This window comes from Lysinibacillus sp. FSL W8-0992 (assembly GCF_038008685.1).
In the GTDB taxonomy this organism is placed as follows: Bacteria; Bacillota; Bacilli; order Bacillales_A; family Planococcaceae; genus Lysinibacillus.
The window spans coordinates 2,896,219-2,916,061 of record NZ_JBBOZQ010000001.1 but is presented as its reverse complement, the minus strand read 5'-3'; the positions used below and the strand labels follow the sequence as shown (position 1 = coordinate 2,916,061).

The 19,843-nt window shown below is 33.2% G+C and carries 25 protein-coding genes; 7 read left to right on the top strand and 18 right to left on the bottom strand.

The genetic code is table 11. From position 1 onward, the window contains the following. Nucleotides 1-760: 760 nt before the first annotated feature. Nucleotides 761-1,222: a collagen-like protein gene (locus NSQ74_RS14625; RefSeq protein ID WP_340824249.1), complete on the top strand. Its 462-nt coding sequence runs from the start codon at nucleotides 761-763 to the stop codon at nucleotides 1,220-1,222. Nucleotides 1,223-1,486: 264 nt separating this feature from the next. After that, entirely contained in the window at nucleotides 1,487-1,996 is a 510-nt protein-coding gene (locus NSQ74_RS14620) for a DUF3231 family protein (RefSeq protein ID WP_340824248.1), read from the top strand. An 811-nt stretch (nucleotides 1,997-2,807) separates the two neighbouring features. Here the strand turns inward: NSQ74_RS14620 and NSQ74_RS14615 are convergent. Together NSQ74_RS14615 and NSQ74_RS14610 are read right to left on the bottom strand one after the other, a co-directional pair. After that, nucleotides 2,808-3,080 carry a DUF1064 domain-containing protein gene (locus tag NSQ74_RS14615; RefSeq protein WP_340824246.1) on the bottom strand — a complete coding sequence of 91 codons (273 nt, stop codon included), beginning with the start codon at nucleotides 3,078-3,080 and terminating at the stop codon, nucleotides 2,808-2,810. Between the two features lie 65 nt (nucleotides 3,081-3,145). After that, nucleotides 3,146-3,883, bottom strand: a complete 738-nt coding sequence (locus NSQ74_RS14610) for a DNA adenine methylase (protein ID WP_340824244.1) — start codon at nucleotides 3,881-3,883, stop codon at nucleotides 3,146-3,148. Nucleotides 3,884-4,102: 219 nt separating this feature from the next. Here NSQ74_RS14610 and NSQ74_RS14605 point away from each other — a divergent pair, with 219 nt between their 5' ends. Further along, entirely contained in the window at nucleotides 4,103-4,273 is a 171-nt protein-coding gene (locus NSQ74_RS14605; protein ID WP_340824243.1) for a hypothetical protein, read from the top strand. A gap of 57 nt (nucleotides 4,274-4,330) precedes the next feature. On the opposite strand, the gene NSQ74_RS14600 is transcribed toward NSQ74_RS14605, so the two are convergent. The 3 genes from NSQ74_RS14600 to NSQ74_RS14590 are packed head-to-tail and all read right to left on the bottom strand — an operon-like array spanning nucleotide 4,331 to nucleotide 4,906. Beyond that, nucleotides 4,331-4,516 (bottom strand): hypothetical protein, encoded by a 186-nt coding sequence (locus tag NSQ74_RS14600; RefSeq protein ID WP_340824241.1) that lies wholly within the window; start codon nucleotides 4,514-4,516, stop codon nucleotides 4,331-4,333. Further along, on the bottom strand, nucleotides 4,498-4,722 hold the full coding sequence (locus tag NSQ74_RS14595; RefSeq protein WP_340824240.1) for a hypothetical protein: 225 nt from the start codon (nucleotides 4,720-4,722) through the stop codon (nucleotides 4,498-4,500). Before NSQ74_RS14595 ends, NSQ74_RS14600 begins: the two co-directional genes overlap by 19 nt. Beyond that, complete coding sequence (locus NSQ74_RS14590; protein ID WP_340824239.1) at nucleotides 4,715-4,906, bottom strand: hypothetical protein; 192 nt, start codon at nucleotides 4,904-4,906, stop codon at nucleotides 4,715-4,717. The genes NSQ74_RS14595 and NSQ74_RS14590 overlap by 8 nt, the downstream gene beginning before the upstream one ends. 363 nt (nucleotides 4,907-5,269) lie before the next feature. Between NSQ74_RS14590 and NSQ74_RS14585 the strand changes: the two genes are divergently transcribed. Next, nucleotides 5,270-5,893 (top strand): DUF3885 domain-containing protein, encoded by a 624-nt coding sequence (locus NSQ74_RS14585; protein WP_340824238.1) that lies wholly within the window; start codon nucleotides 5,270-5,272, stop codon nucleotides 5,891-5,893. 269 nt (nucleotides 5,894-6,162) lie between these two features. Further along, the gene (locus NSQ74_RS14580) at nucleotides 6,163-7,035 is read left to right on the top strand and encodes a hypothetical protein (RefSeq protein WP_340824237.1); all 873 of its coding nucleotides are present in this window, start codon (nucleotides 6,163-6,165) and stop codon (nucleotides 7,033-7,035) included. A 172-nt stretch (nucleotides 7,036-7,207) separates the two neighbouring features. On the opposite strand, the gene NSQ74_RS14575 is transcribed toward NSQ74_RS14580, so the two are convergent. Then, on the bottom strand, nucleotides 7,208-7,666 hold the full coding sequence (locus tag NSQ74_RS14575; protein WP_340824236.1) for a hypothetical protein: 459 nt from the start codon (nucleotides 7,664-7,666) through the stop codon (nucleotides 7,208-7,210). Between the two features lie 1,046 nt (nucleotides 7,667-8,712). Then, nucleotides 8,713-9,024 carry a hypothetical protein gene (locus tag NSQ74_RS14570; protein ID WP_340824235.1) on the bottom strand — a complete coding sequence of 104 codons (312 nt, stop codon included), beginning with the start codon at nucleotides 9,022-9,024 and terminating at the stop codon, nucleotides 8,713-8,715. Between the two features lie 222 nt (nucleotides 9,025-9,246). Here NSQ74_RS14570 and NSQ74_RS14565 point away from each other — a divergent pair, with 222 nt between their 5' ends. Continuing rightward, a complete protein-coding gene (locus NSQ74_RS14565) occupies nucleotides 9,247-9,411 on the top strand; it encodes a hypothetical protein (RefSeq protein WP_340824233.1) in 165 nt (54 codons plus the stop codon). Between the two features lie 308 nt (nucleotides 9,412-9,719). On the opposite strand, the gene NSQ74_RS14560 is transcribed toward NSQ74_RS14565, so the two are convergent. From NSQ74_RS14560 to NSQ74_RS14535, 6 genes are all read right to left on the bottom strand, one after another. Continuing rightward, on the bottom strand, nucleotides 9,720-10,670 hold the full coding sequence (locus NSQ74_RS14560) for a DUF2268 domain-containing putative Zn-dependent protease (RefSeq protein WP_340824232.1): 951 nt from the start codon (nucleotides 10,668-10,670) through the stop codon (nucleotides 9,720-9,722). 418 nt (nucleotides 10,671-11,088) lie between these two features. Then, nucleotides 11,089-11,238: a hypothetical protein gene (locus tag NSQ74_RS14555; RefSeq protein ID WP_340824231.1), complete on the bottom strand. Its 150-nt coding sequence runs from the start codon at nucleotides 11,236-11,238 to the stop codon at nucleotides 11,089-11,091. Nucleotides 11,239-11,357: 119 nt separating this feature from the next. Beyond that, entirely contained in the window at nucleotides 11,358-11,561 is a 204-nt protein-coding gene (locus NSQ74_RS14550) for a hypothetical protein (protein WP_340824229.1), read from the bottom strand. Nucleotides 11,562-12,006: 445 nt separating this feature from the next. Further along, a complete protein-coding gene (locus NSQ74_RS14545; RefSeq protein WP_340824228.1) occupies nucleotides 12,007-12,171 on the bottom strand; it encodes a hypothetical protein in 165 nt (54 codons plus the stop codon). 150 nt (nucleotides 12,172-12,321) lie between these two features. Then, nucleotides 12,322-12,486 carry a hypothetical protein gene (locus tag NSQ74_RS14540; RefSeq protein WP_340824226.1) on the bottom strand — a complete coding sequence of 55 codons (165 nt, stop codon included), beginning with the start codon at nucleotides 12,484-12,486 and terminating at the stop codon, nucleotides 12,322-12,324. A gap of 101 nt (nucleotides 12,487-12,587) precedes the next feature. Further along, complete coding sequence (locus tag NSQ74_RS14535) at nucleotides 12,588-12,938, bottom strand: hypothetical protein (protein WP_340824225.1); 351 nt, start codon at nucleotides 12,936-12,938, stop codon at nucleotides 12,588-12,590. Nucleotides 12,939-13,269: 331 nt separating this feature from the next. Here NSQ74_RS14535 and NSQ74_RS14530 point away from each other — a divergent pair, with 331 nt between their 5' ends. Beyond that, nucleotides 13,270-14,364 carry an NADH-dependent flavin oxidoreductase gene (locus NSQ74_RS14530; protein ID WP_340824224.1) on the top strand — a complete coding sequence of 365 codons (1,095 nt, stop codon included), beginning with the start codon at nucleotides 13,270-13,272 and terminating at the stop codon, nucleotides 14,362-14,364. A 612-nt stretch (nucleotides 14,365-14,976) separates the two neighbouring features. Here the strand turns inward: NSQ74_RS14530 and NSQ74_RS23430 are convergent. The 5 genes from NSQ74_RS23430 to NSQ74_RS14510 all read right to left on the bottom strand — a co-directional run bounded on the left by NSQ74_RS23430 (nucleotide 14,977) and on the right by NSQ74_RS14510 (nucleotide 19,210). Further along, nucleotides 14,977-15,378 carry a DUF4181 domain-containing protein gene (locus NSQ74_RS23430; RefSeq protein ID WP_445669063.1) on the bottom strand — a complete coding sequence of 134 codons (402 nt, stop codon included), beginning with the start codon at nucleotides 15,376-15,378 and terminating at the stop codon, nucleotides 14,977-14,979. A 228-nt stretch (nucleotides 15,379-15,606) separates the two neighbouring features. After that, the gene (locus NSQ74_RS14525; RefSeq protein ID WP_340824223.1) at nucleotides 15,607-15,831 is read right to left on the bottom strand and encodes a hypothetical protein; all 225 of its coding nucleotides are present in this window, start codon (nucleotides 15,829-15,831) and stop codon (nucleotides 15,607-15,609) included. 413 nt (nucleotides 15,832-16,244) lie between these two features. Continuing rightward, the gene (locus NSQ74_RS14520; RefSeq protein WP_340824222.1) at nucleotides 16,245-16,469 is read right to left on the bottom strand and encodes a hypothetical protein; all 225 of its coding nucleotides are present in this window, start codon (nucleotides 16,467-16,469) and stop codon (nucleotides 16,245-16,247) included. Nucleotides 16,470-16,942: 473 nt separating this feature from the next. Continuing rightward, nucleotides 16,943-17,665, bottom strand: coding sequence for an SDR family NAD(P)-dependent oxidoreductase (locus tag NSQ74_RS14515; RefSeq protein ID WP_340824221.1), 723 nt, complete (start codon nucleotides 17,663-17,665; stop codon nucleotides 16,943-16,945). A 363-nt stretch (nucleotides 17,666-18,028) separates the two neighbouring features. Beyond that, nucleotides 18,029-19,210: a multidrug effflux MFS transporter gene (locus tag NSQ74_RS14510; protein ID WP_340824219.1), complete on the bottom strand. Its 1,182-nt coding sequence runs from the start codon at nucleotides 19,208-19,210 to the stop codon at nucleotides 18,029-18,031. Between the last annotated feature and the right edge of the window lie 633 nt (nucleotides 19,211-19,843).

Genomic DNA, 19,843 nt, shown 5'->3' with positions numbered 1-19,843 from the left:
TTTGAAAAGGCTCAAGTGGAATAACCAATTTTTAGCTGTAGCGTGTGACGACGCTATAGTTTTTTATGTTTCCAAAGGCTATGAACTATACAAATATAGTTATCCAATCATATAAATAGTAGTGTTAAGCTATTTTCTTAGTTTGACACCTCTTGATTTGTTGGTTTAGGGTCACTCTGGTCCAGTGACCCTTAAATTTTATAATCTTGAACCATTGTGATTTCTAACATGATTGATTAATTATTTCTTACTTTCTTTTTTAGTCCGATCAAATAATTTAAATAACATAAAGCATAAAATCGCACAAATAGTAGAAAGAACTCCAATAAATACTACGAATCCAATGATATTGATTTTCTATCACCACCTATTATTTCGATTTTGCCCACGTTTTGTATAAAATTAATCAAGTTTGTTAATAATGAATTGTAACTGCTATGAATTCTTCTAACTTTTTGATGATTGAGAAGCCAATTTCAGTCATTGCAGTTATCTACATATTGTTATAGAAAAGCTGTAGCGTGTGACAACGTTGCGGCTTTTTCTTATCTCTATTTACTGACCATTTTACTCAAAATGTGCAATAAATTAATTTTTATAAATTAAATACAGCAGAGCCGATTGCCCTTAACTCCATTTTTCATACGAATAGAATACTTCAAATGGAGGTGGAAATATGGATAATTGTAGTAACTGTAATAAACATTCCTGTTTATGTGGACGACAAACAAGACCTTTTACTGCTGTGGAGCTCTGTGGAATGACTGGTATCACTCCGGTAACACCACCTTCACCCTGTAGCGGTTTATGTGAATATGGATATATTTACAATCTAAGTGCAGAAGTTGTAGCTATAGAGGCTGATATTCTTTTCGATTCAACAGGCTTAGTTACACCTGGAATTACGCATGTACCTGGAACCTCTCAAATTTTTGTTACCACACCAGGAGTCTACGAAGTTACTTTCATCGTATCAGGTGTGGAACCTAACCAATTCACACTGTTTTTAAATGGTGCACCTGTTACCCAAGCAGTCTATGGTTCAGGAGCAGGCACTCAACAAAACACTGGTCAGGCATTAGTTTTAATATCATCCGGAGGGATTCTTACACTTAGAAATCATTCGTCTGCCGCAGCAGTTACCCTACAAACTTTGGCTGGAGGCACACAAATAAACGTAAATGCTTCTATTATCCTTAAATTGTTAAGTCCAATTGTTTAAAGATAAAATACTTAGTAAAAATAGTCAGGAGTAAGTTTCCTTCGACAAGGGATTTACTCCTTTTTTCTATTCATATTTTTTCATTCATATCAGATAATTAATAACCCGTGTTCTCACTTGCTTACTGAACAATATCTTTCGAGTTTTTTGTTACCCATTTTCCTCAAATTGTTCAGTATACTTTTTTTATATGAATTATTTTTAAAATTCCATCCATACTATCCTTGTTTGAAAAATGGCGAAAACCAGAAAAGGAAGTGTAGTATGGGAATACTTAGCGGAAATCCAAAAGATGAACCATTGCATTACGGTGAAGTATTTAGTGTTTGGACAGGTTTAATGACAGACTACGGAATGATTGCTGGCTATCAAACGTTCTATAATCATGCAGGTGACGAAGATCTAAAAAAAATTATTGAAGATATAATCGAACTTTGTAGGGACGAAGTAAAACAATTAGAAAAAATACTAAAAACTAATGGTATTGGTTTACCTCCTGCTCCACCTGAAAGACCTGTAGCAAGAATGGAGGATATCCCTCCAGGAGCAAAATTTAGTGATCCAGAAATTAGTGCTGCACTGTCAGTAGACCTAGCTGCTGGATTAGTTGCATGCAGTCAGGCAATGGGTACTTCCACTCGTGAAGATATCGCATTAATGTATGGTCAATTCCATGCAGCAAAAGCTCTAATCGGTGCCAAACTACTACGTCTTAATAAAACTAAAGGTTGGTTAGTTCCACCACCATTACATGTAGATTATCCAGAAAAATAATATTTATTTACCTGACAAACCCTCTCCCCAGTATCAAACTGGGGAGAGGGTTTGTCGTACTCAATCGAACCTCCATAGCCTCCCTCTTTTTTAAACAATAACCTACCGCCTAAACTATTCACTTTTTAATACATAAAATAAAGTGTCCTGTAATTTGCTTGAGAGATATATCACTCTAACTAATCCTTTAGAAATTGGCACTTCCCGTTGATCACTTCCTTAATTGAAGTGATCCTTTTTTATTGCTAATGTATAAATTTCAACACAACTTGGAAAAAAATAGATCTGTCACTATCACACACTTTACTTGGGCTATGACGACCTCGCCGTTATAGCTTTTTTTATATCTTTTTTAAGGGCTATGAACTATACAAACATAGTTATCCAATCATATAAATAGTAGTGTTAAGCTAGTTTCTTAGTTTGACACCTCTTGATTTGTTGGTTTAGGGTCACTCTGGTCCAGTGGCCCTTTTAATATTCTTTTCTTACATACTTATAGTTAGAATAATATTTAACTCCAATACATAATTTAGTTCTGGGATGGCAATCATCGCCCCATGATGTTTAACAATGCTATCCCCTTACTTCAACTCTTCACTTAAGCCACCTACGCAAACGACTAATCTGCTCCAGCTCTTTCCCAATGCTCCTTAGTTCTCTATAAACCTTGCATCCTCTACATTTCTTACTAGAATCATAAGCCTTACGTTTTGAACACCCCTTGCATTTGAGAAAAGCTATGTGGTCCTGATGATTTATTAGGCGGGCTCTGCGTTGTTTAACTTACTTACGTACTGTGTTCACTTCATCACCCGACTTTAGCTTCTTTACGTGCTTTCCTAGCCTTTTTCAGTTCATCATGAGTTATCCAACCACCATCAATCTTTGAATACGTTAAAAACTTTAATTCATGCGGATAACGATATTCTAATAACTTCTTCCTCAATTCAAATTGCTTTGTAACCATCCCTTTGATGTCAACTCCTTCTGTATGACCATCTGCATAATGAACAGTGAAATCAGCGTTATAACCAATTTCACGATATTTCTTTCCGTTCTTTTCGAACTTTGGCAATAACACAAACCGCGGCTGTTATTCAAAGGAGATTACAATGCCTTGTGTTTGTTGGTGTTTCAAGTAATCGCCTACACAATTCCAAAAAGTGTTTCTTGTATATATCCACGCTCAATTATTTGAGGATTAAGCCACAGACTTTCACACTTTTCTTGTGCTGCTTCGGTTGTGGCCATCTTTGAAATCCTTGTCCATCCTCGTAAAATGTCATTGTATATATCGTTGTTGTAGCCACTAATCATGGCAAAACCCCGATGTTTATTTAAAGATCGCAATAAAGTTTCATGTTGTTCATCCGTCATTTCATAAGCATAGTGTCGTTTTGTACGTGTACTGAATAAATACGGTGGATCACTGTAAATCAAACAATTCTCTTTGTTATAACGACCTATCAATGTAGTAGCATCTAAGTTTTCAATTTGTACATGTTTTAATCGCTCCATTGCTTCTAAAACGATAGCTGGTAGTTTACGCCAATCAGGCAAGGCACTGAAAGTCGTTGAATCTACATTGTGACGCCACCCTGTTCTATCACTTGTTTTTCCTCCCCTAGACATCCAACAACGAACTAAGAATACCCTAGCTCTTTCTAACGAATTTAATTCACCCTTCAATGCTGTAAATGATTCATTGTATTCTTGTCTTGAATAGGGCGTAAGTTGAATTTGTTGAGCCAGTTGTTCAGGCTGGTCGCGTATGACTTTGAATAGATTGACGATATTGCCATCTAAATCATTTATTGTTTCGATACGTGCAGGTGGCTTATTGAATAAGACAGCACCACTACCGAAGAATGGCTCAAGATACACCTCATGCTAGGGCATTTGGTTTACTATCCATCTAGCCAGATTCCATTTAGAACCGACATAATTTAAAACTCGCTTCAAACACAATCACCTCCCGTTATTGCACATTTTTTCGCATAATCCTCAAATTGTGCAGTAAATGGATCAATACAATGTTCTATAAATATCCTAACTATGTTATTATTTTATAATCAGTAATCCCAAATGTTAGGAGGTTTTAGGATGACTCTAAAGATTGTTAAAACTCTATTATCAATCATCCTTGTTTTCCTGTATTATTTAGGCTTTTGGACGGCTAACCCTATTATGAAAATTGTATTTTTCTTTCTTATGGTCCTCTTTATTTTTGAAATAGGTGTTGATACTGGTAAGAAGCGAAAGAACAGAATTTAACCAGAAAATTCTGTACATATTCTTTAAGACACGAGTTATTCGTAACATTACACAATCTCATGTAGCCTTCAATCCTCCAGTAAATGCAATATAATTCAAAGCCTCGTCCTGTGTGTTAAGCCCCTTCAGCACGCGTAAAGCTTCAAGGTTCTGATAAAACCCTATCTCGTTTTCTTTGTACTGATATTTTTTGTAGAGGCTAGTGTGTAACACCATCTGATCAATTAAGTATTGTTCACCCATTCCGCACCCCTCGCTTTAATTTGATTCTCGCTATATGTCAAAATGCGTTTAGGCTTTCCATACTTTTTACCAACTTCATCTCTCGTCATGCCATGCACTAGCCAGCAATGCTTTTTCGTAATGATGGTCCCAATGTGATGACAGCCAGGCACAGGGCATTTCAGCAGCTCTGCATTTGGTGCATTCCATGTGAAATTTTTAGTCATTTGTTTCACACACCACCAATTTATTAAAAGCCCTGCGGTCACCAGTTTCCAAAGCGATATCGATAGCAGTAGCTTTGTAATTTTGCTTGTTGAATTCGTCAAGCTCATTCATGAGTTTGTTTAGTTCCCACTCACATCTCGCCTCACGAATCTTGGCTAAAATCTGTTTATAATCATTCTTCATCCATTCTCCCTCCAATCAAGGAGCTTGGCGCCCCTCACTTTAATCTGTAGTTCAACCCTAAATCCTTATCGATATGAATAAAAAACTGCTTACACATTTGATAAAAGCGTGTACCGAGACCTTCATCCATTTGAACAAGCATCTCGTCAAAAGTTAGTTCGCTGCTAATAAACACTGGCTTATTCATATAACGATAGTTCACAACAGAATAAAGCTGATACAGCAGGTCACATAGGCTATAATGGTGAGAAAAAGGCATGGAAAGTATGGAAAAAAGGTGCTAGTGAAAGAACAGCTTCACTAGATAAGAATGGTAACGTCATTGATGAATAATAAAATAATGTGGAAATAAGGTGACTTAATATGCAATTAAAAAAATTTATGGAAGAACATTATAATGGATTAGCATTATCGCCAGATTTTTATCATAATTGGGATACAGGTATTCATGTTGAGTTAGGTAATGATAATCATCAAAATTATGATAAACATAATTTACCTAGATTTCATATAGAGTATAAACAAGTATCTGAAATTGTGGGTTTGTTGTTTAAAAAAACTGATGATGTCATTGTTGTTGTAAATTCATACCCTGATGAAACAAAAAATACAGTAAATCCAAACTTTTTTAAAAGATATGTAAAGAATCAAAAGAAAAAGTATTCATTATTACTCCAAGAATATACTTGGCTATTCGATGAAGATAAGATTTCAGTTCAACAAATGGAATTATATTGTAAAGTCTTGGATTTAAAATTAGAATTACTGCTAAAAACATGTATTCATGAGGACTTTTTATCTCAAAATCCTCGACTAAAAAGAAAACATAGTATTTATGCTCCTGATGTTTTTTTAGTGAATACTAATACGAAATGTATTTTCCATCTTTATGATGATAATGGCTGTGAAATCTTAAATACAGATATGGAGTTTCATGCTGACCTTTTAGATTACTTTAAAGAGTGGAATACTCAATCCAAACCATAATATATTGCACGAACAAAAAAGAGTGTTAATCCAAAAGATTAATACTCTTTTTTTATTTAAACATCCCTCAATTTATTCTCTCTGAATGGATTGCTCCCGTTGCTTGGTAAGTAGTATATGGTGATCCGTTAAAGACTCCCCAATTACTCGTCTCTATAATTGTGGATTTTCGGTTGTGTGTTGATACATTAATTAAATATTCTAAAAAATGAAACTTTTACATTTTATTTCCGTATAAACTAGAAAATACTATTTTTATGGAGGTAAATATGATTAAGTTTAGAGGCTATATCCTTATATTAGTATTCCTATTAACAGCCTGTACTCAAGCTCCAGTTGTTCCTAAAGAACAAGAAAAAAGTGAAGAAAATATTGTCACTACACCGGATGGTAAAATAACCTTTGAGGTTATTAATAATATTCAGATTCCCCAAGAAAAGGTAGAAACAATTAAAGAAGAAATATTTGCTGCATATGAAGTAATAAAAAATTCAATCCATACTACATATGTTCCATCTGACAGAATTCAGATATTTTTTAATGAAGGAAATCAAAATTCATGGGGCTTTGCAAAGGAAATCCTGCTATATGACATTAAGGATGATCGATATCCACTTGTCCATGAAATGACACATTCTATACTCGGTTATGGAAATAATTTTGATACAAGTAGTGGTTATTTTACACAAGAAGGTTTTGCTGATTATATGGAACAAAAATACGGAAATACTACAATTCATTCTCATCAAATCATGAAGCATTTTATAGATTCAAATAAATTAATACCTATTAGCAAGTTAATAGATACGAATTATGCCCATTCCTATTTTCGTCCTAAATTTACAAATGAATATGAGAAGAATGCCCTTATGAAAATGAGCTATATTCATTCTTCTTCTTTTATTTCATATTTAATTGATACTTATGGAATAGAAAAATTTGAACAGATATACAATGATAAGGATTTGGCTAAAAAGATAGATGAGGTTTACGGTAAACATATTGATGAGTTAGAAAAAGAGTGGATAGCTCTTATCAATAACCAAACCGATCTAACAACAAATGAGAAATTAATAATGGATCTCTATAATTTTGTTTCAGTTATAGATAAAATTGACCCTAAATATTTTACAAAGGAATAATTTCTTAGAAATATTAATGGTCAAGGAGAACAGGTATAGCGATGCTTTGGACGAGCCCTAGCAATTTAGTTTACAACTTCCTTCTAAGTGGTTCGTCAACAAGAAGAAATTTGAAAACAAGAAGCTAGGGCTAGAAATTTGAAAAATGGAAAGTAGTAACTCACATATATTCTTAAATAATTACTTTATTTTTTTGAATCCATATATACAATAAACTTAAAATAAACTTGCCTAAAGGAACCGTTATCGGTAGGAGTACAATACTGTAAATGACACCCCATATCATCGATCCCTCAAGATTAAAATTATTTAAATTACCCCGTAATATCATCTCACTAATTATAATACCCAACGTGCCGGTAAATAAGCTGACAATAAAAGTTACAAAAAAGCTAATCCACCACATTTTTTTATTTTGGACATTATTTTGACTAGATAGATAATATCCCATTATGGCCATGGATAAAATCAAAGGAATAGACAAGGCTATATATAACCAACTATCTCCCCAGTAGCTTAAGCTTACATAACCTCCTGCTAAACCGTAAGCTATTCTATGAAAAAAGTAAGGGATAATAAGGGAGCCAACAATGCCTATAGTAATTCCTTTTAAAATACCTTTAGCTTTCAACGCAAATCTCTCCTTTACTGGAAATATAATTGTCAATTTTAATTATAAAATATTTTTAAATATAAAAAAATATTTAACATACTAGTCAATAAATAGACTTTTTGGTTCTTTAAAATTTAACTTTAGCCAAGGATTTAAGAGCCAATTCATACAAATGTTGCTTTAATTCATCTCTATACTTCTAACAATCCAGAACTATAGAAATTTTACAAAGAACTTCCTTATACGAAAGAAGAGGCAGTTAAGAGATTACGTGATATTTGGGAAATTTTAAAACATGAAAAGTAATATATACCTTGCCAGTCAAAATAGAGTTGCTTCTTTTCATAGAACCAGATGCTCTTTGCATAAAAAGCAGAATAAAAAATATACATAAGTAAAGTCACAAACGCTGATTTAACAACATTCGTGACTTTTTGGTATACGTCCAAACTTCGATTTGGAAACGTTATTTAATTTATTTTTTTGTATACTTTATAAATCCTAGTTGCACTAAAGTCCCTGTTACTACAATAAATTATAGATTGAAAGGAAAAGTAATAGTATCGCAATTACTATCAACAAATATGTAGAAATGGATTTTTTGTCTTTACTTAAATATCGTATCCCATTTACAAGCAAATTTATAGACATTAATATGAGTGCGATTTCTATTAAATTATCGTAAATAAACCCAAGCATTGCGAGTATCAACGCAATGATACCAATGACAATTTGTATCTTATCTAACTTACTAAAAGATTTTTTCATCGTTTCTCCTTCCCACCTTCATTTAAACAAATCTCACCACGTCAAACAGTTGCTTATTGAATTAAACTGCTTGGTAACGATTATTGCATAATGACTGTTAATCAGGATAAACTCTTATCGACTTCTGCTCAAATTAAAATTAATTTTTGATTTTCATATCCCACAATGATATATATAATATTTGTCCTTAGACAGTTGTTTGGACATAGAACTGAATTTTTCAAATTTTGCTACCGCATAGTCTCTATCGAAACGCACTAATTCATCCTCAGAGTAATTATGGTAATAAATCATTTTTAGGATTTCTTTTGGACCATTTTTAATAAATCACTCCAAGCAGTAAAAATAGAAATAAGCGAAGTGGCTGAATTTTCATCAAATAGGGTGACGCCAATGTTATTAAAGCCTATGTGTTTAGGCATTCCAGGTAAGCTTGGGTTCCTGCATGGAATCCATGTAAGTGAATCATAAATATATTCCACTATGTTATCTTCAAGTCCAATGTATTCAACAATTAAATCTTTGTAATCCTCTTTATCTCTCCAAAAATATTTTAAAAAATCTTCATCTTGTGTTTCGGTCTTTTTTATTAAATAAAAATCATGCATAAATACCCTCCATACGAATTAAAACCATTTAATGTAATTAATAACCATCTTATCATATAATTTTCGTTCATTTGTTCTAAATATTTACCTTCGCTTTAATAAAGTATTCTGCTTTGTTATTTGAATTATTAAAGCTCCCAAACATCTTTTGGTAACACATCTTAAAATAAAGGCTTTCCCTCCTCTCAGTCTAATATTTACAGTAGGAAGGAGGTGTAATTAATGAGTGATGTAAAACTAAGTTCATTCCATTCTAATAAAACTGCAGCTTTGACAATGCTTTATCTAGGGAAACAAGATTTATCTATCTTAACGAAGAAGTCTTTAATGGAATTACACAGAGAATGGAAAGAAAATAAGAAAGGTAAAAGATCTCTTTCTAAGTAATTTGCTTTTTATTTTTTCTTCACAGCCTCGGCTTCTTTCTCCAGCTCAATATCCAAACTGGCAATAATAAATACCCGCTCCTTGCGATTTCTATTCCTACTTTCTTTAGGTAAATTAAAAAGCCACTCAGAATGATTGGCTTTTTTAAATTATAAAAGTTTTTCAATTAGATGAGCGTTATTGTAATGTAGCCCCCTTTTTGAATATAGAAAAAAGAGAAAAGAGCTGCATACGCAACTCAATGATTTTTAACTAATCATTAACATATAATTACCCGAATAATACATGTTAATTCATTCATAGATTTGTTATTTATAGTTTTCAAGATAATTTCCTTCTTCTAAAATTTCTTTTGCACTTAGGGCAGTCCATTCCTCAGGGGTTACATTAGGGTGCAAATCAAGATAGGATTTAACCATTCTATAGCCCTCACCGTAACCATATAAACTAGGAAGGCCATTACCTCCCGCAAGAATTTCTGATGACCGATTCAAGTCAACCCTTTCGAGATCTAATACAATTTTTGACCAATAATATTTGTTGAATGTTGAATGAATTGGAGCACTATCAATATCAGGATAAACTAACTTATTAAACATAACCGCCTTTCCTTCAAATATTAGGTTATCCAAAACAGTAAAAGATGGAGCATTACGTAAGTACTTCTCTGTCCAAACACTATGATGATATTCGTGAGGCATGCTATACCTTATATCATCTTCGGTATAATCTTTATTGTAATGGACTATTATTTTCCCTGCCCCCAAAGTAGTCATTAGTTTATTTGTATTTGTAGCAGGAAAAACACATACAGTTATTTCATTTTCAGATGGTAGGAGTTCAGAAGATTTTAAAAGAGCTTCTTTAATAATATTTTCATTTTTTTTCCTATCAATTTTTTCGCTTAATATTTGATTTTCTGTTAAAAGGTCGGAAGCTACATTTAGAACTGAATCTGCCATATAAGGATATTCAACATTCTCAAAGCAAGCACTATGTATTGGTTTAATTACCTCTTTATTATAGATTTCCCATTGTGATTGTTTTGGGTTGCTTTCAACTTTATCTGCATAGTTTTGATAAAGTTTATAGGCATTGACTATTTTAAATTTTTGACCTGTTTGAGGGTGTTCGAATGATGTAACGATACTTTCAATATTTTGTTTTGTCTTCGATTTTTCTGATTGTGTACAGGATGTAAGTATTAGCAACGTAATTATTAGAAGAAATATGACAACTGTTTTTCGATATTTTCTCAAAAAAACCCTCCTATGTAAAAACCATACTATACCACTATTTATTTTACCATACTTTGGTATTTGTTCACCTATTCTTTGAAATTTCTTATTGAACTAATCTGCCCCGTTAGCAGACGCTACAGTTCACTACAAAGTTCTTCCTTCTTTTGAAAAAAATTATCCTGTAAGATAAATAAAAAATGTCTCCAAGCGTCCTTTGGTAAACTTTCATGAGAAGTTGTTATTCCACAATCTGGCCCAATTGTTGAACAAAATTGAAATAACATTTCAAAATATATTAATTTTCAACATAAATACCAAATAACAAAATCACCTCTAAGAAAAACTAATGAGGTGAATTTTATCAAGCTTTATTTCGAAAACTAAATTAATTATGCTTATTTAAATTTCACTCACCTTTCAGCACTAAACTGTTTCTCTAATCCTCGAAGCTCATGAATGGTACTGTCACACTTGATGCTACTTCTTTGTATGCTTTGTTAAATGCTTGTTTATACGTTAGTCCTAAATCCTCCATGTAAGAGTCTATATGAGCTGCTAATTTCTTTTGGTACGTGTCATCATCCATGTATAGTCTCTGCCACGTTTATATTCCGGTAGTTTTTCATTTACCAAGTAAATCGATTGACATCGACACTGAATATCCATGGATGCAACTCCCCCATGCCCCCATTAGTTGGGTAAAAGTTATTTCTTCTTTCTTGTTTGAATGTATTTTTCCGTCAATAATCCCGCATTAAACACCGATAAAATCATGATGAAGAAAAATATTACCCGAATGGTTGGATCCCTCTTGTCAGCAATAAACTCAATACTAGAAAAATTAATATAAACAAAGCCAATAGCCACAAATATAGATAAGATAAATTGCCCTTTTAAAGACTTAATCACAAAATGCCCCCTATAAATATTATTGAGCTGCCCTGCGTTAGTTTAAGAAAAAAGTGCCACCCCAGACTTGAAGTAAAGCACTCCTTCCCGTTCAATATTTTACATATATTAACTTATTCAACGCATTCGTAAAAAACCTCTTCTTCCACTAACCTGCCTCTTTAGTAAAATAAGTTCTACACAAAAAGGAGATCGATAGTTGTTTCCACATATAAAACCTGTCCCATAAGATTATGTGTTTTTTTCAACCCTTCTTGTTATTAAACCTTATAATCAATACCTGCGACATTTACTTACAGTGGAATGGCATTCGACTTCTACTTTCTTTAGGTAAATTAAAAAGCCACTCAGAATGATTGGCTTGTTTAGATATTTAATAAGTTATTATAAATGGTTTTTTAATAAGAAGACCGTAATTGATATAAAGCTCCCGTCAATTGAATCATTAATCCGTTTTATTCTCAATTTCCAATCTTTTTTGTTCCAAAGCTACTTTTTCTCTTTCTAACTTGATTTGTTCAAGCTTTATATCATTTTTCTTTTTCATTTCATATATAGCACCTGCAATAAGTGCGATAAGTAAAATAGCTAGCAATGAGAAATAATCCATTTGTGCTTAAGCCCCCTCTTTAAACATCTAAACCAAACGCTCATCAAGAGTCGCATATGCAACTCAATAATTTTCAATTAACGCTCTTACGAATTACATAACACGCAATATCTAGTTCTAAGCCCGGTATTCCCTATTCCGATTACACCACTAATGTTCATTCGTTCCCTTATCAGTCCATAATACTTTATATAAAAATGCGAGCTCAGCTTCTTCCAAGCCGGCGGGTAATTCACCATTTTTGCTTCCAACTGTACGCAGCTCGTTTTTTGTAGTGCCTAGCCATGCCACCAAATAAACCGGTTTGTTTTTCATTAACGTAACATTTTCGCTTATTAAATTACTAAAAAAAGAAGACGTCATGCTACTTGGATAAGTTGTCGAAGCAAGTCCAGAAGGTATGCCAGATAATAATTTTATTTTAAGGGACGATTAGAATCACTTACTCCAAATGAAATAAAGCTATCTTGATAGTTTTTTTCGATGGTACCCGAGCTCTTTAGCAATTCTTCTTCCAACTTACCTTTTTTATATACTTCTACTGAAAATTGCAAATCATCTTCTTCGGATAAAGTACCATTTAGTTTAAAAAATTCAATATTTTCTACCCCTGTTTTGCTAATTAGTAGACTTTCTTTTTCACTCATATTATATGACTCAATAGTTATCTTTGAATTTAGGGACGTTATATCTTTTTCTCCACCCGCACACCCTGATAACAAAAAGATAAGAATTACAAATGAGCAGTAACGTTTAAAGCCTTGCATTTTTATTCCTCCAGTCAATTTGTCAGGAATTATTTCATATAGATTTCAATACCATATATATATCAATATTAACATAAATATCCAATTAAAGTGCAATTACTGGGCAAAAAATCAAAAGGAGATACGTACAGGGGGTCTTTTATAAAAGTTTTATCTATAAGATGATCTTTATTGAACTAAAGCTTATGGCGTAGTTGATGGGGATGGTCCGTCCCCCTTATGTTCTATTGCTTTTTTTATAATTATCCTTCAAATAAAATATAGTAGTAAAGCGCAATCTTTGACTTTTAAATCCGATAAATTTACTCTTGTTTTAGAAGGAGTGAATAACATGACAACTTATTTAGCACCATTTACTTTTAATAACGGCGTCACAATTCGTAATCGTTACGTGATGGCGCCAATGACAACTTACTCAGCTAATGCTGATGATACCGTATCAGATGCGGAAATTACATATTACCGTGAGCGCTCTTCTGGCGTCGGTATGGTCATTACAGCATGTGCTTACGTAATTCCTAATGGGAAAGGCTTCCCAGGTCAAATCTCTGCGCATAGCGATGATTATATTCCGAGCTTAAAACGTATTGCTGATGCGATACATGATGGTGGCGCAAAAGCAATTTTACAAATTTATCATGGTGGACGCCAAGCAGTACGTGAACTTGTGCCAAATGGTGATGTCGTAAGCGCAAGTGAAACCATTGCAGCAGATGGCGGTATTGCTCGTGCATTAACGGTAGAAGAAATTGAGGAAATAGTCTTAGCATTTGGTGAAACGACACGTCGTGCAATTGAAGCAGGATTTGATGGTGTGGAAATTCACGGTGCCAATACGTATTTATTACAACAATTCTTCTCAGGCCTTACAAATAAACGTTCAGACCGTTACGGTGGAACTGTTGAAAAGCGTATGACATTCTTATTAAATATTATCGATAGTATAAACCGTGCAAAAGTGCAATATGCTGATGACCAATTTATCGTTGGTTATCGTTTTAGCCCAGAAGAGCCTGAAGAAGACGGTATCACTCTAGATGAAACCGTTCAACTTGTAGATCGTTTAGCAGATGAAAAGCTCAATTACTTACACATTTCATTAGGTGATTTCCGTGCAGAAGCGCGTCGATATAGCGGTGAAAAAGAAAATCGTATTAAAATTTTAAAACGCGTGATTGACGGTCGTGTACCGTTTATAGGCGTTGGTTCTATTTATTCACCAGAAGATGCGAAAGAAGCGATGGAAACAGGTGCTGATTTACTTGCACTTGGTCGCGAGCTATTAATTGAACCACACTGGGTAGAAAAAGTAGCGGCTGGTGAACCAGTTATTACTGAAATGGATATGAGTCGTGATAATAACATTCCAGAGCCGCTAATGAACATGATGAAACGTAATGTTGGTTGGGTGCCAGGCGTAAAATAATTGTAAAAAAAGGAAACTCTATAACGAACTGACCCAGACTATATATGTTTCGTACTTAGTTTGATTATGATTGAATCAGGCATTTTTATGTTTGTCGATGGTGACTTCCCAACTGACATGAAAACGAAACAGCATAATACTATATGAATACGATGGAGGCTACAGGTTATTTTGAACCAATGCTAACGATTGTCAAAATCAATTGTGTGCTCTCATTTATAACAAATAGTCTTATGCCATTTTCGTTAATTATTTTTATGTCACTATGGATTATCGCAGTTTATTACAGGCAAAAACAGTAGCTTAATATTCAGTATAGTTAGAGGTAAGAAAAGTTTGATCAATGAAACAGGTAGAACTAGTATTATTTATTGATACTGTCCTATCTGTTTTTTATTTTTCTTATCAACGAGATTTTATATAGGCTACCAAATCAAAATTAGGTAAAATTTCACAAAAGATTGATATCTAATAACCTGGGCCCGTTCATGAAAACGAACGCTAATTCTTATTACAGAATCGCGCCCGATCGTTGAATACTAAAGGAGTTTCTATAGCTGGTTTATTTCAATAACTTTAACAAAAGTCCCTGCTGTTTAATTAATAAATAGATTATAGAAAAATTTTCGTAGTATGATAGGCTATTATGAATATTATTGGAAACCACACCGCGAAGACGAAATGGATATAATATTCTCTCGAATCTTTATCTACTCTTTTTGCCATATATCCTCTAAATCCCAATAATACAAATAAATATAGTGAAAACCACAAATAAATAGGGATTGGATTGAATGGACGATAGATATTTTTTTCAAGAACAGTAATATTAGACATAAATAAACCAATAAAAAATATAATCAACATTAAATTTTCTATTAAAGTTTGATTTTTAGAGAACCTTTTATTATATTTAAGTTCCTTTGCAAGATTAAATTTCCGTTTCACTAATTTTTCGAGAATAAAAGAACTAATTATTAAAAGTATATAGATGGTGATTGCGACCCATAACATGGCTTTCTCCCTCCATACGGACTATTCACTTTTATTTTAACATTGAACATACAACATTTGTAAAATATTTCCTAAATGTATTTTTCACTAACCCCTCCCTCCAGTTCATTATCTCAATTCAGCCTTCAACAATATGACCATTTAATGAAAACGAGCGCTGATCCTTATTTCAGAATCGCGCCCGATTGTAGAATAATAACTTACAATGTTAATGCCACTCAAACATAATTAAAAACTAAAAAGAGCCATAACAATAATTAACAAAGATCCTATTATAAGAAGCAGTCCCCAACCATTTTTCCCTTTCAATTTATATTCTTCAATTCCCATAATTGCAAAGAGAACTCCAAGCAATAAAGATGATAGTGGACCATAAGAAAAATTCTTTGTCATTAATCCGTACATTGAAATCACTACTATAATTAAAGCAAGCATCACTTTAATAATTTTCAACTTAGTTCCCCCCTCAATTGAAGACAGATTTAAGTTTTAGTTCATTATCTCATTAATTTTATATTTTAACATCAATACCAAAATACGAAGTATATTGTTATTCAACAATCTGACCCGTTTTGTTAAACACACGTTAACTACTCTGTATAACTAACCTACAGTGCTAGTTTAAGTAAAATTTCCCATCATATAAACATAACATTCCCATCGGAAGCGAAATACTAGACTGCTTAACTTCTTTTTAAAGTTTGATAAACGACTTTTTATAAGTTAGACCTAAATCAACTATATAAGCGAAGAGAAAAGACATAATAAGAAGCCATTCAAAATGAATGGCTTCTGTAGATTTGTAATAAAGTATGAGTAAATTAATATGTAACAGGAAAAAGTACAATAGGCTAAACTAGTTTTAATTACCATCTGTCATTATTTTTATGATTCTTAAAATGAATGTACTCTGTATTTTTCATTCTCGACCAACTACTCATAGCATTCAAAATAATAATAAAGATTACAAATAAAATTGAACCGACCATGTAATGACCTAAGAAAAAAGTAACAAATGCCACAACTAATAGAGATATTATTAAAACTATTGCTAAGATTTGTAATTTCCCATTCTTCTTATTATCATTCATATACTCTACCTCCTATTAAATAATTTTTCGTGTCTTTTAACATGTTAATATGGTTTATTTTACCTCATTTTAAAGTATTACACAAAAAATCCCGACATATATACACAATAAAGATGATTAGCTCTAAGAAAACTAACGCTATTAATTTAAACTTTATTTTCTCTAAATCGTTTTCTCTAATCCTCGTAGTTCATGTATAGCACCGTTACGGGACTACCTCGTGGATACTCTAATAAACTTTCCATTCACCATGTAAATCGTATGTCAACTGCAGTGAATTCCTTTGAATCAATTCCCCAAAACCTTAGAGCTTTTGATTTCCAACGAAACAAGCGCCCTTGCATGGAGCCTCATACAAGTGTATCAGTTTTCATTGAACAGATCCCTTTTTGCCTAATAAAAGTCCTCCATAGACGATTGTAAAAGGCTTAAAATCTTTATATTTGTAATTAAATTTACTTATTTTGAAACGATTAAGCATTTAAGTCTGTTATTGAAGGGATAATAATTTCCTTAACACATGAAACTGGTGATAAATTAATCACACATTGCACAATAGAAACAATATCTTGTACAGGTATACGTGTACCTTCATATAAATCAATTGCCTTTTCTGCACCTTCTTCATAAGGTACTTCTGCAGCCAGCTCCCCTGGATTAATACAAGTGACAGGGATTTTATCTTTTCTCAAATGTTCACGTAGAGCATTTGTAATACCTCGTAAGCCGAATTTAGATGCAACAAATGAAACTTGTGAACTGTTTGTATGATCTAGGCCTGCCGTTGAACCAATTAAAATGACTTTTCCATTTTTAGCTTGTCTTAAGTTTGGTAGAAGCGCCTGAATATACGTAATGGTAGAAGTTAGATTTATATTGATTAAGTTAGAAATATCTTCTATTTCATCCTTATCAAATGTATAGTCATCCTCGAAACCATGCTTTTCCCATACTCCAACATTATAAATTAATACATCTATTGCAATGTCTTTTAATGTTTCCTTTAAAGCATAGATTTGTTGTTGACTTGATAAATCTATTGAGAGCCATTTGCGATTTACGCCATCATTAATATCCAAACTTTCTGGTCGTGTTCTTGACACCATCCATACTGTATCTCCCTCTGTGGGTAGACCTTTTACAAAGGCGTCGCCAAGCCCTTGACTTGCTCCAAAAATAATAAAGTCTTTACTCATCTAATCATCCTCTCCATGAACTATCTTTTTGATTATTTAGGATAGAAAACAACATAACAATATCTATTATATTTACAACATTATTAATTCACTTCATTCCTTTGACTGAAATTCATAACTGTTGCTTGAGTTTGACTATCAATTTCTTGTTCTAGTTTGCTATACTACACCATTTGGAGTGAAAATGCAGCTCTTACTTTTACCATAAAAAACCCCCGTAAAAGTTAGATTGGTGTCTAACTTTTACGGGGCAGTTCAAAAGAGAATACTTTTATATAATTGATAATTTTTTAATATAATGGAACGATTAGAGTAGCTTTAAAATAAAGTTCAAACGTGGTCCCTATAACGTAACGTGAGAATTCACAGCTTTTTATTAAGTAAGGGTACGCTTATTAAAAGCATAACAATTCCTATTACTAAAAAATATAGTGGCATCGCTAAAACTGTTCCATTATGGAAAATACTCATACCATAAATTATAGCGCTGACCAGTAAATAATAACCTAAGCTAAATATCGCACCCGCAGAACCAATGACGTCTTGAAAGTCAACGAGCGCTAAGCTTAAACAGTTTGGTAAAGCGGTACCTGTACCAAATAAAATAATGAACACACTAACAATCATAGTTGGCATTTGTAATACAATCGGTAAAAAATGCACCGATGTAGCGAGCAATGTACCGATGAGCATCATGACTAACCCTTGTACGATAATCTTCTCAGGTTTTGTGTGGCTAACAAGTCGTTTAGAAAGCATCGCACCTGCAATAGAAGCGAGCGCAACGATAATACCTAAAAAACCATATACCGCACTTGTTAGTGTAAAGTATTGCGTAAAAATAAATGGTGCTTCGGTATAATAGCTAAATAATACACCGTTAATACCGCCAATTAATACGCCGTAGCGCCATAGACGCGCATTTGTAATCATGCGCTTCACTATTGGTAGTATAGGCTTCATTTCGATTGTTGTTAGCGCTGTTTCAGGTAAGCGTATATACGCATAGCAAAAGACAATAATGCTCATAGCAACTAACACGAAAAATACGACTTTAAAGCCAAAATAATAATCGGTAAAACCACCGATTAATGGGCCAATGGCAGGTGTGAAGGCAAGGGCAGCTGAAATTTGAGCAAACAGTTTATGCCGCTCAACACCAGAAAAACTTTCGCGTAAAATCGTTTGTGTCACGACAGAGCCGACACTCGCACCAAACGCTTGAATAAAGCGTGCGATTAATAAAACTGCCATTTCATTTGCTACTAAACAAAGTACGTTACCAACAAAATATAAAAACAGCCCATAAAGCATTGCCTTCCGACGACCAATTTTGTCGGATAGACGGCCAAAGAAAAATACTCCGAAGGCAAATGCGATAAAGTACACACTCATCGTAAGCTGTGCATCACTCATAGAAGTTTCAAACACTTCTGCGATAGAAGGTAATGATGGGCTAAAAATTGTTTCACTAATTTGTGGGAAGCCTACTAAAACAATCAATAATAATAAGCTAGGTGTTTTGTTTCCGATGTTTTTCTTCAAAATAATCCTCTCCTAGATAATTATAGGTTTGAAAGAAAAACATCGTAGCTTGGGAAATGGTGGCTTCACGAGTTTGATTTTTTCTAAATCTCTCATGAATTCACTTCCTTCTAAATTAAATATACGTAAAATTATACCATCCAAATGGATAAACGATGTAACTTTTTTTATGGTTAGTCTATTTTCTTAATCGCATAACCTTCAATAGTTTTTAAATATAAGAAAAGTTTTGTATATTATCTACTGGGTATGTATAACTTCTCATCGTTTCACATTTATCATCTGAGCATTTCAATTACTCACCTAGCCCACATACGCAAAATAATTTCCCGGGTAAGCGCAAGAAACGACAAGTTTTACTTATAAGCAAAATTATTGTTCATCGACTAATTCCTCTTCAATCTGATCAATTACATTTAATCAGTTACATCGATAGCCTCACTCACCTTCTGCAATTTACTGCTTATTGTGCATCCATCATCAGCTTTAACGCTTCGCTGACTTTTTCGTTTTTGTTTATAGGTTTACATATTCGGGTTGTTTGTTTATAAACAATTGTTTCATCGCTTCCATATCACGATAATCACCTTGTACAATAATCGAAGAAGCACTTGCACAAATACCCGAAATTTC

Coding starts and splice junctions, on each gene's coding strand:
- NSQ74_RS14625 (WP_340824249.1), top strand. CDS start 761: ATGACTGGTATCACTCCGGTAACACCACCTTCACCCTGTAGCGGTTTA.
- NSQ74_RS14620 (WP_340824248.1), top strand. CDS start 1,487: ATGGGAATACTTAGCGGAAATCCAAAAGATGAACCATTGCATTACGGT.
- NSQ74_RS14605 (WP_340824243.1), top strand. CDS start 4,103: ATGACTCTAAAGATTGTTAAAACTCTATTATCAATCATCCTTGTTTTC.
- NSQ74_RS14600 (WP_340824241.1), bottom strand. CDS start 4,516: ATGGGTGAACAATACTTAATTGATCAGATGGTGTTACACACTAGCCTC.
- NSQ74_RS14595 (WP_340824240.1), bottom strand. CDS start 4,722: ATGACTAAAAATTTCACATGGAATGCACCAAATGCAGAGCTGCTGAAA.
- NSQ74_RS14590 (WP_340824239.1), bottom strand. CDS start 4,906: ATGAAGAATGATTATAAACAGATTTTAGCCAAGATTCGTGAGGCGAGA.
- NSQ74_RS14585 (WP_340824238.1), top strand. CDS start 5,270: ATGCAATTAAAAAAATTTATGGAAGAACATTATAATGGATTAGCATTA.
- NSQ74_RS14580 (WP_340824237.1), top strand. CDS start 6,163: ATGATTAAGTTTAGAGGCTATATCCTTATATTAGTATTCCTATTAACA.
- NSQ74_RS14570 (WP_340824235.1), bottom strand. CDS start 9,024: ATGCATGATTTTTATTTAATAAAAAAGACCGAAACACAAGATGAAGAT.
- NSQ74_RS14565 (WP_340824233.1), top strand. CDS start 9,247: ATGAGTGATGTAAAACTAAGTTCATTCCATTCTAATAAAACTGCAGCT.
- NSQ74_RS14555 (WP_340824231.1), bottom strand. CDS start 11,238: ATGGATGATGACACGTACCAAAAGAAATTAGCAGCTCATATAGACTCT.
- NSQ74_RS14545 (WP_340824228.1), bottom strand. CDS start 12,171: ATGGATTATTTCTCATTGCTAGCTATTTTACTTATCGCACTTATTGCA.
- NSQ74_RS14540 (WP_340824226.1), bottom strand. CDS start 12,486: ATGAAAAACAAACCGGTTTATTTGGTGGCATGGCTAGGCACTACAAAA.
- NSQ74_RS14535 (WP_340824225.1), bottom strand. CDS start 12,938: ATGCAAGGCTTTAAACGTTACTGCTCATTTGTAATTCTTATCTTTTTG.
- NSQ74_RS14530 (WP_340824224.1), top strand. CDS start 13,270: ATGACAACTTATTTAGCACCATTTACTTTTAATAACGGCGTCACAATT.
- NSQ74_RS23430 (WP_445669063.1), bottom strand. CDS start 15,378: ATGTTATGGGTCGCAATCACCATCTATATACTTTTAATAATTAGTTCT.
- NSQ74_RS14520 (WP_340824222.1), bottom strand. CDS start 16,469: ATGAATGATAATAAGAAGAATGGGAAATTACAAATCTTAGCAATAGTT.
- NSQ74_RS14515 (WP_340824221.1), bottom strand. CDS start 17,665: ATGAGTAAAGACTTTATTATTTTTGGAGCAAGTCAAGGGCTTGGCGAC.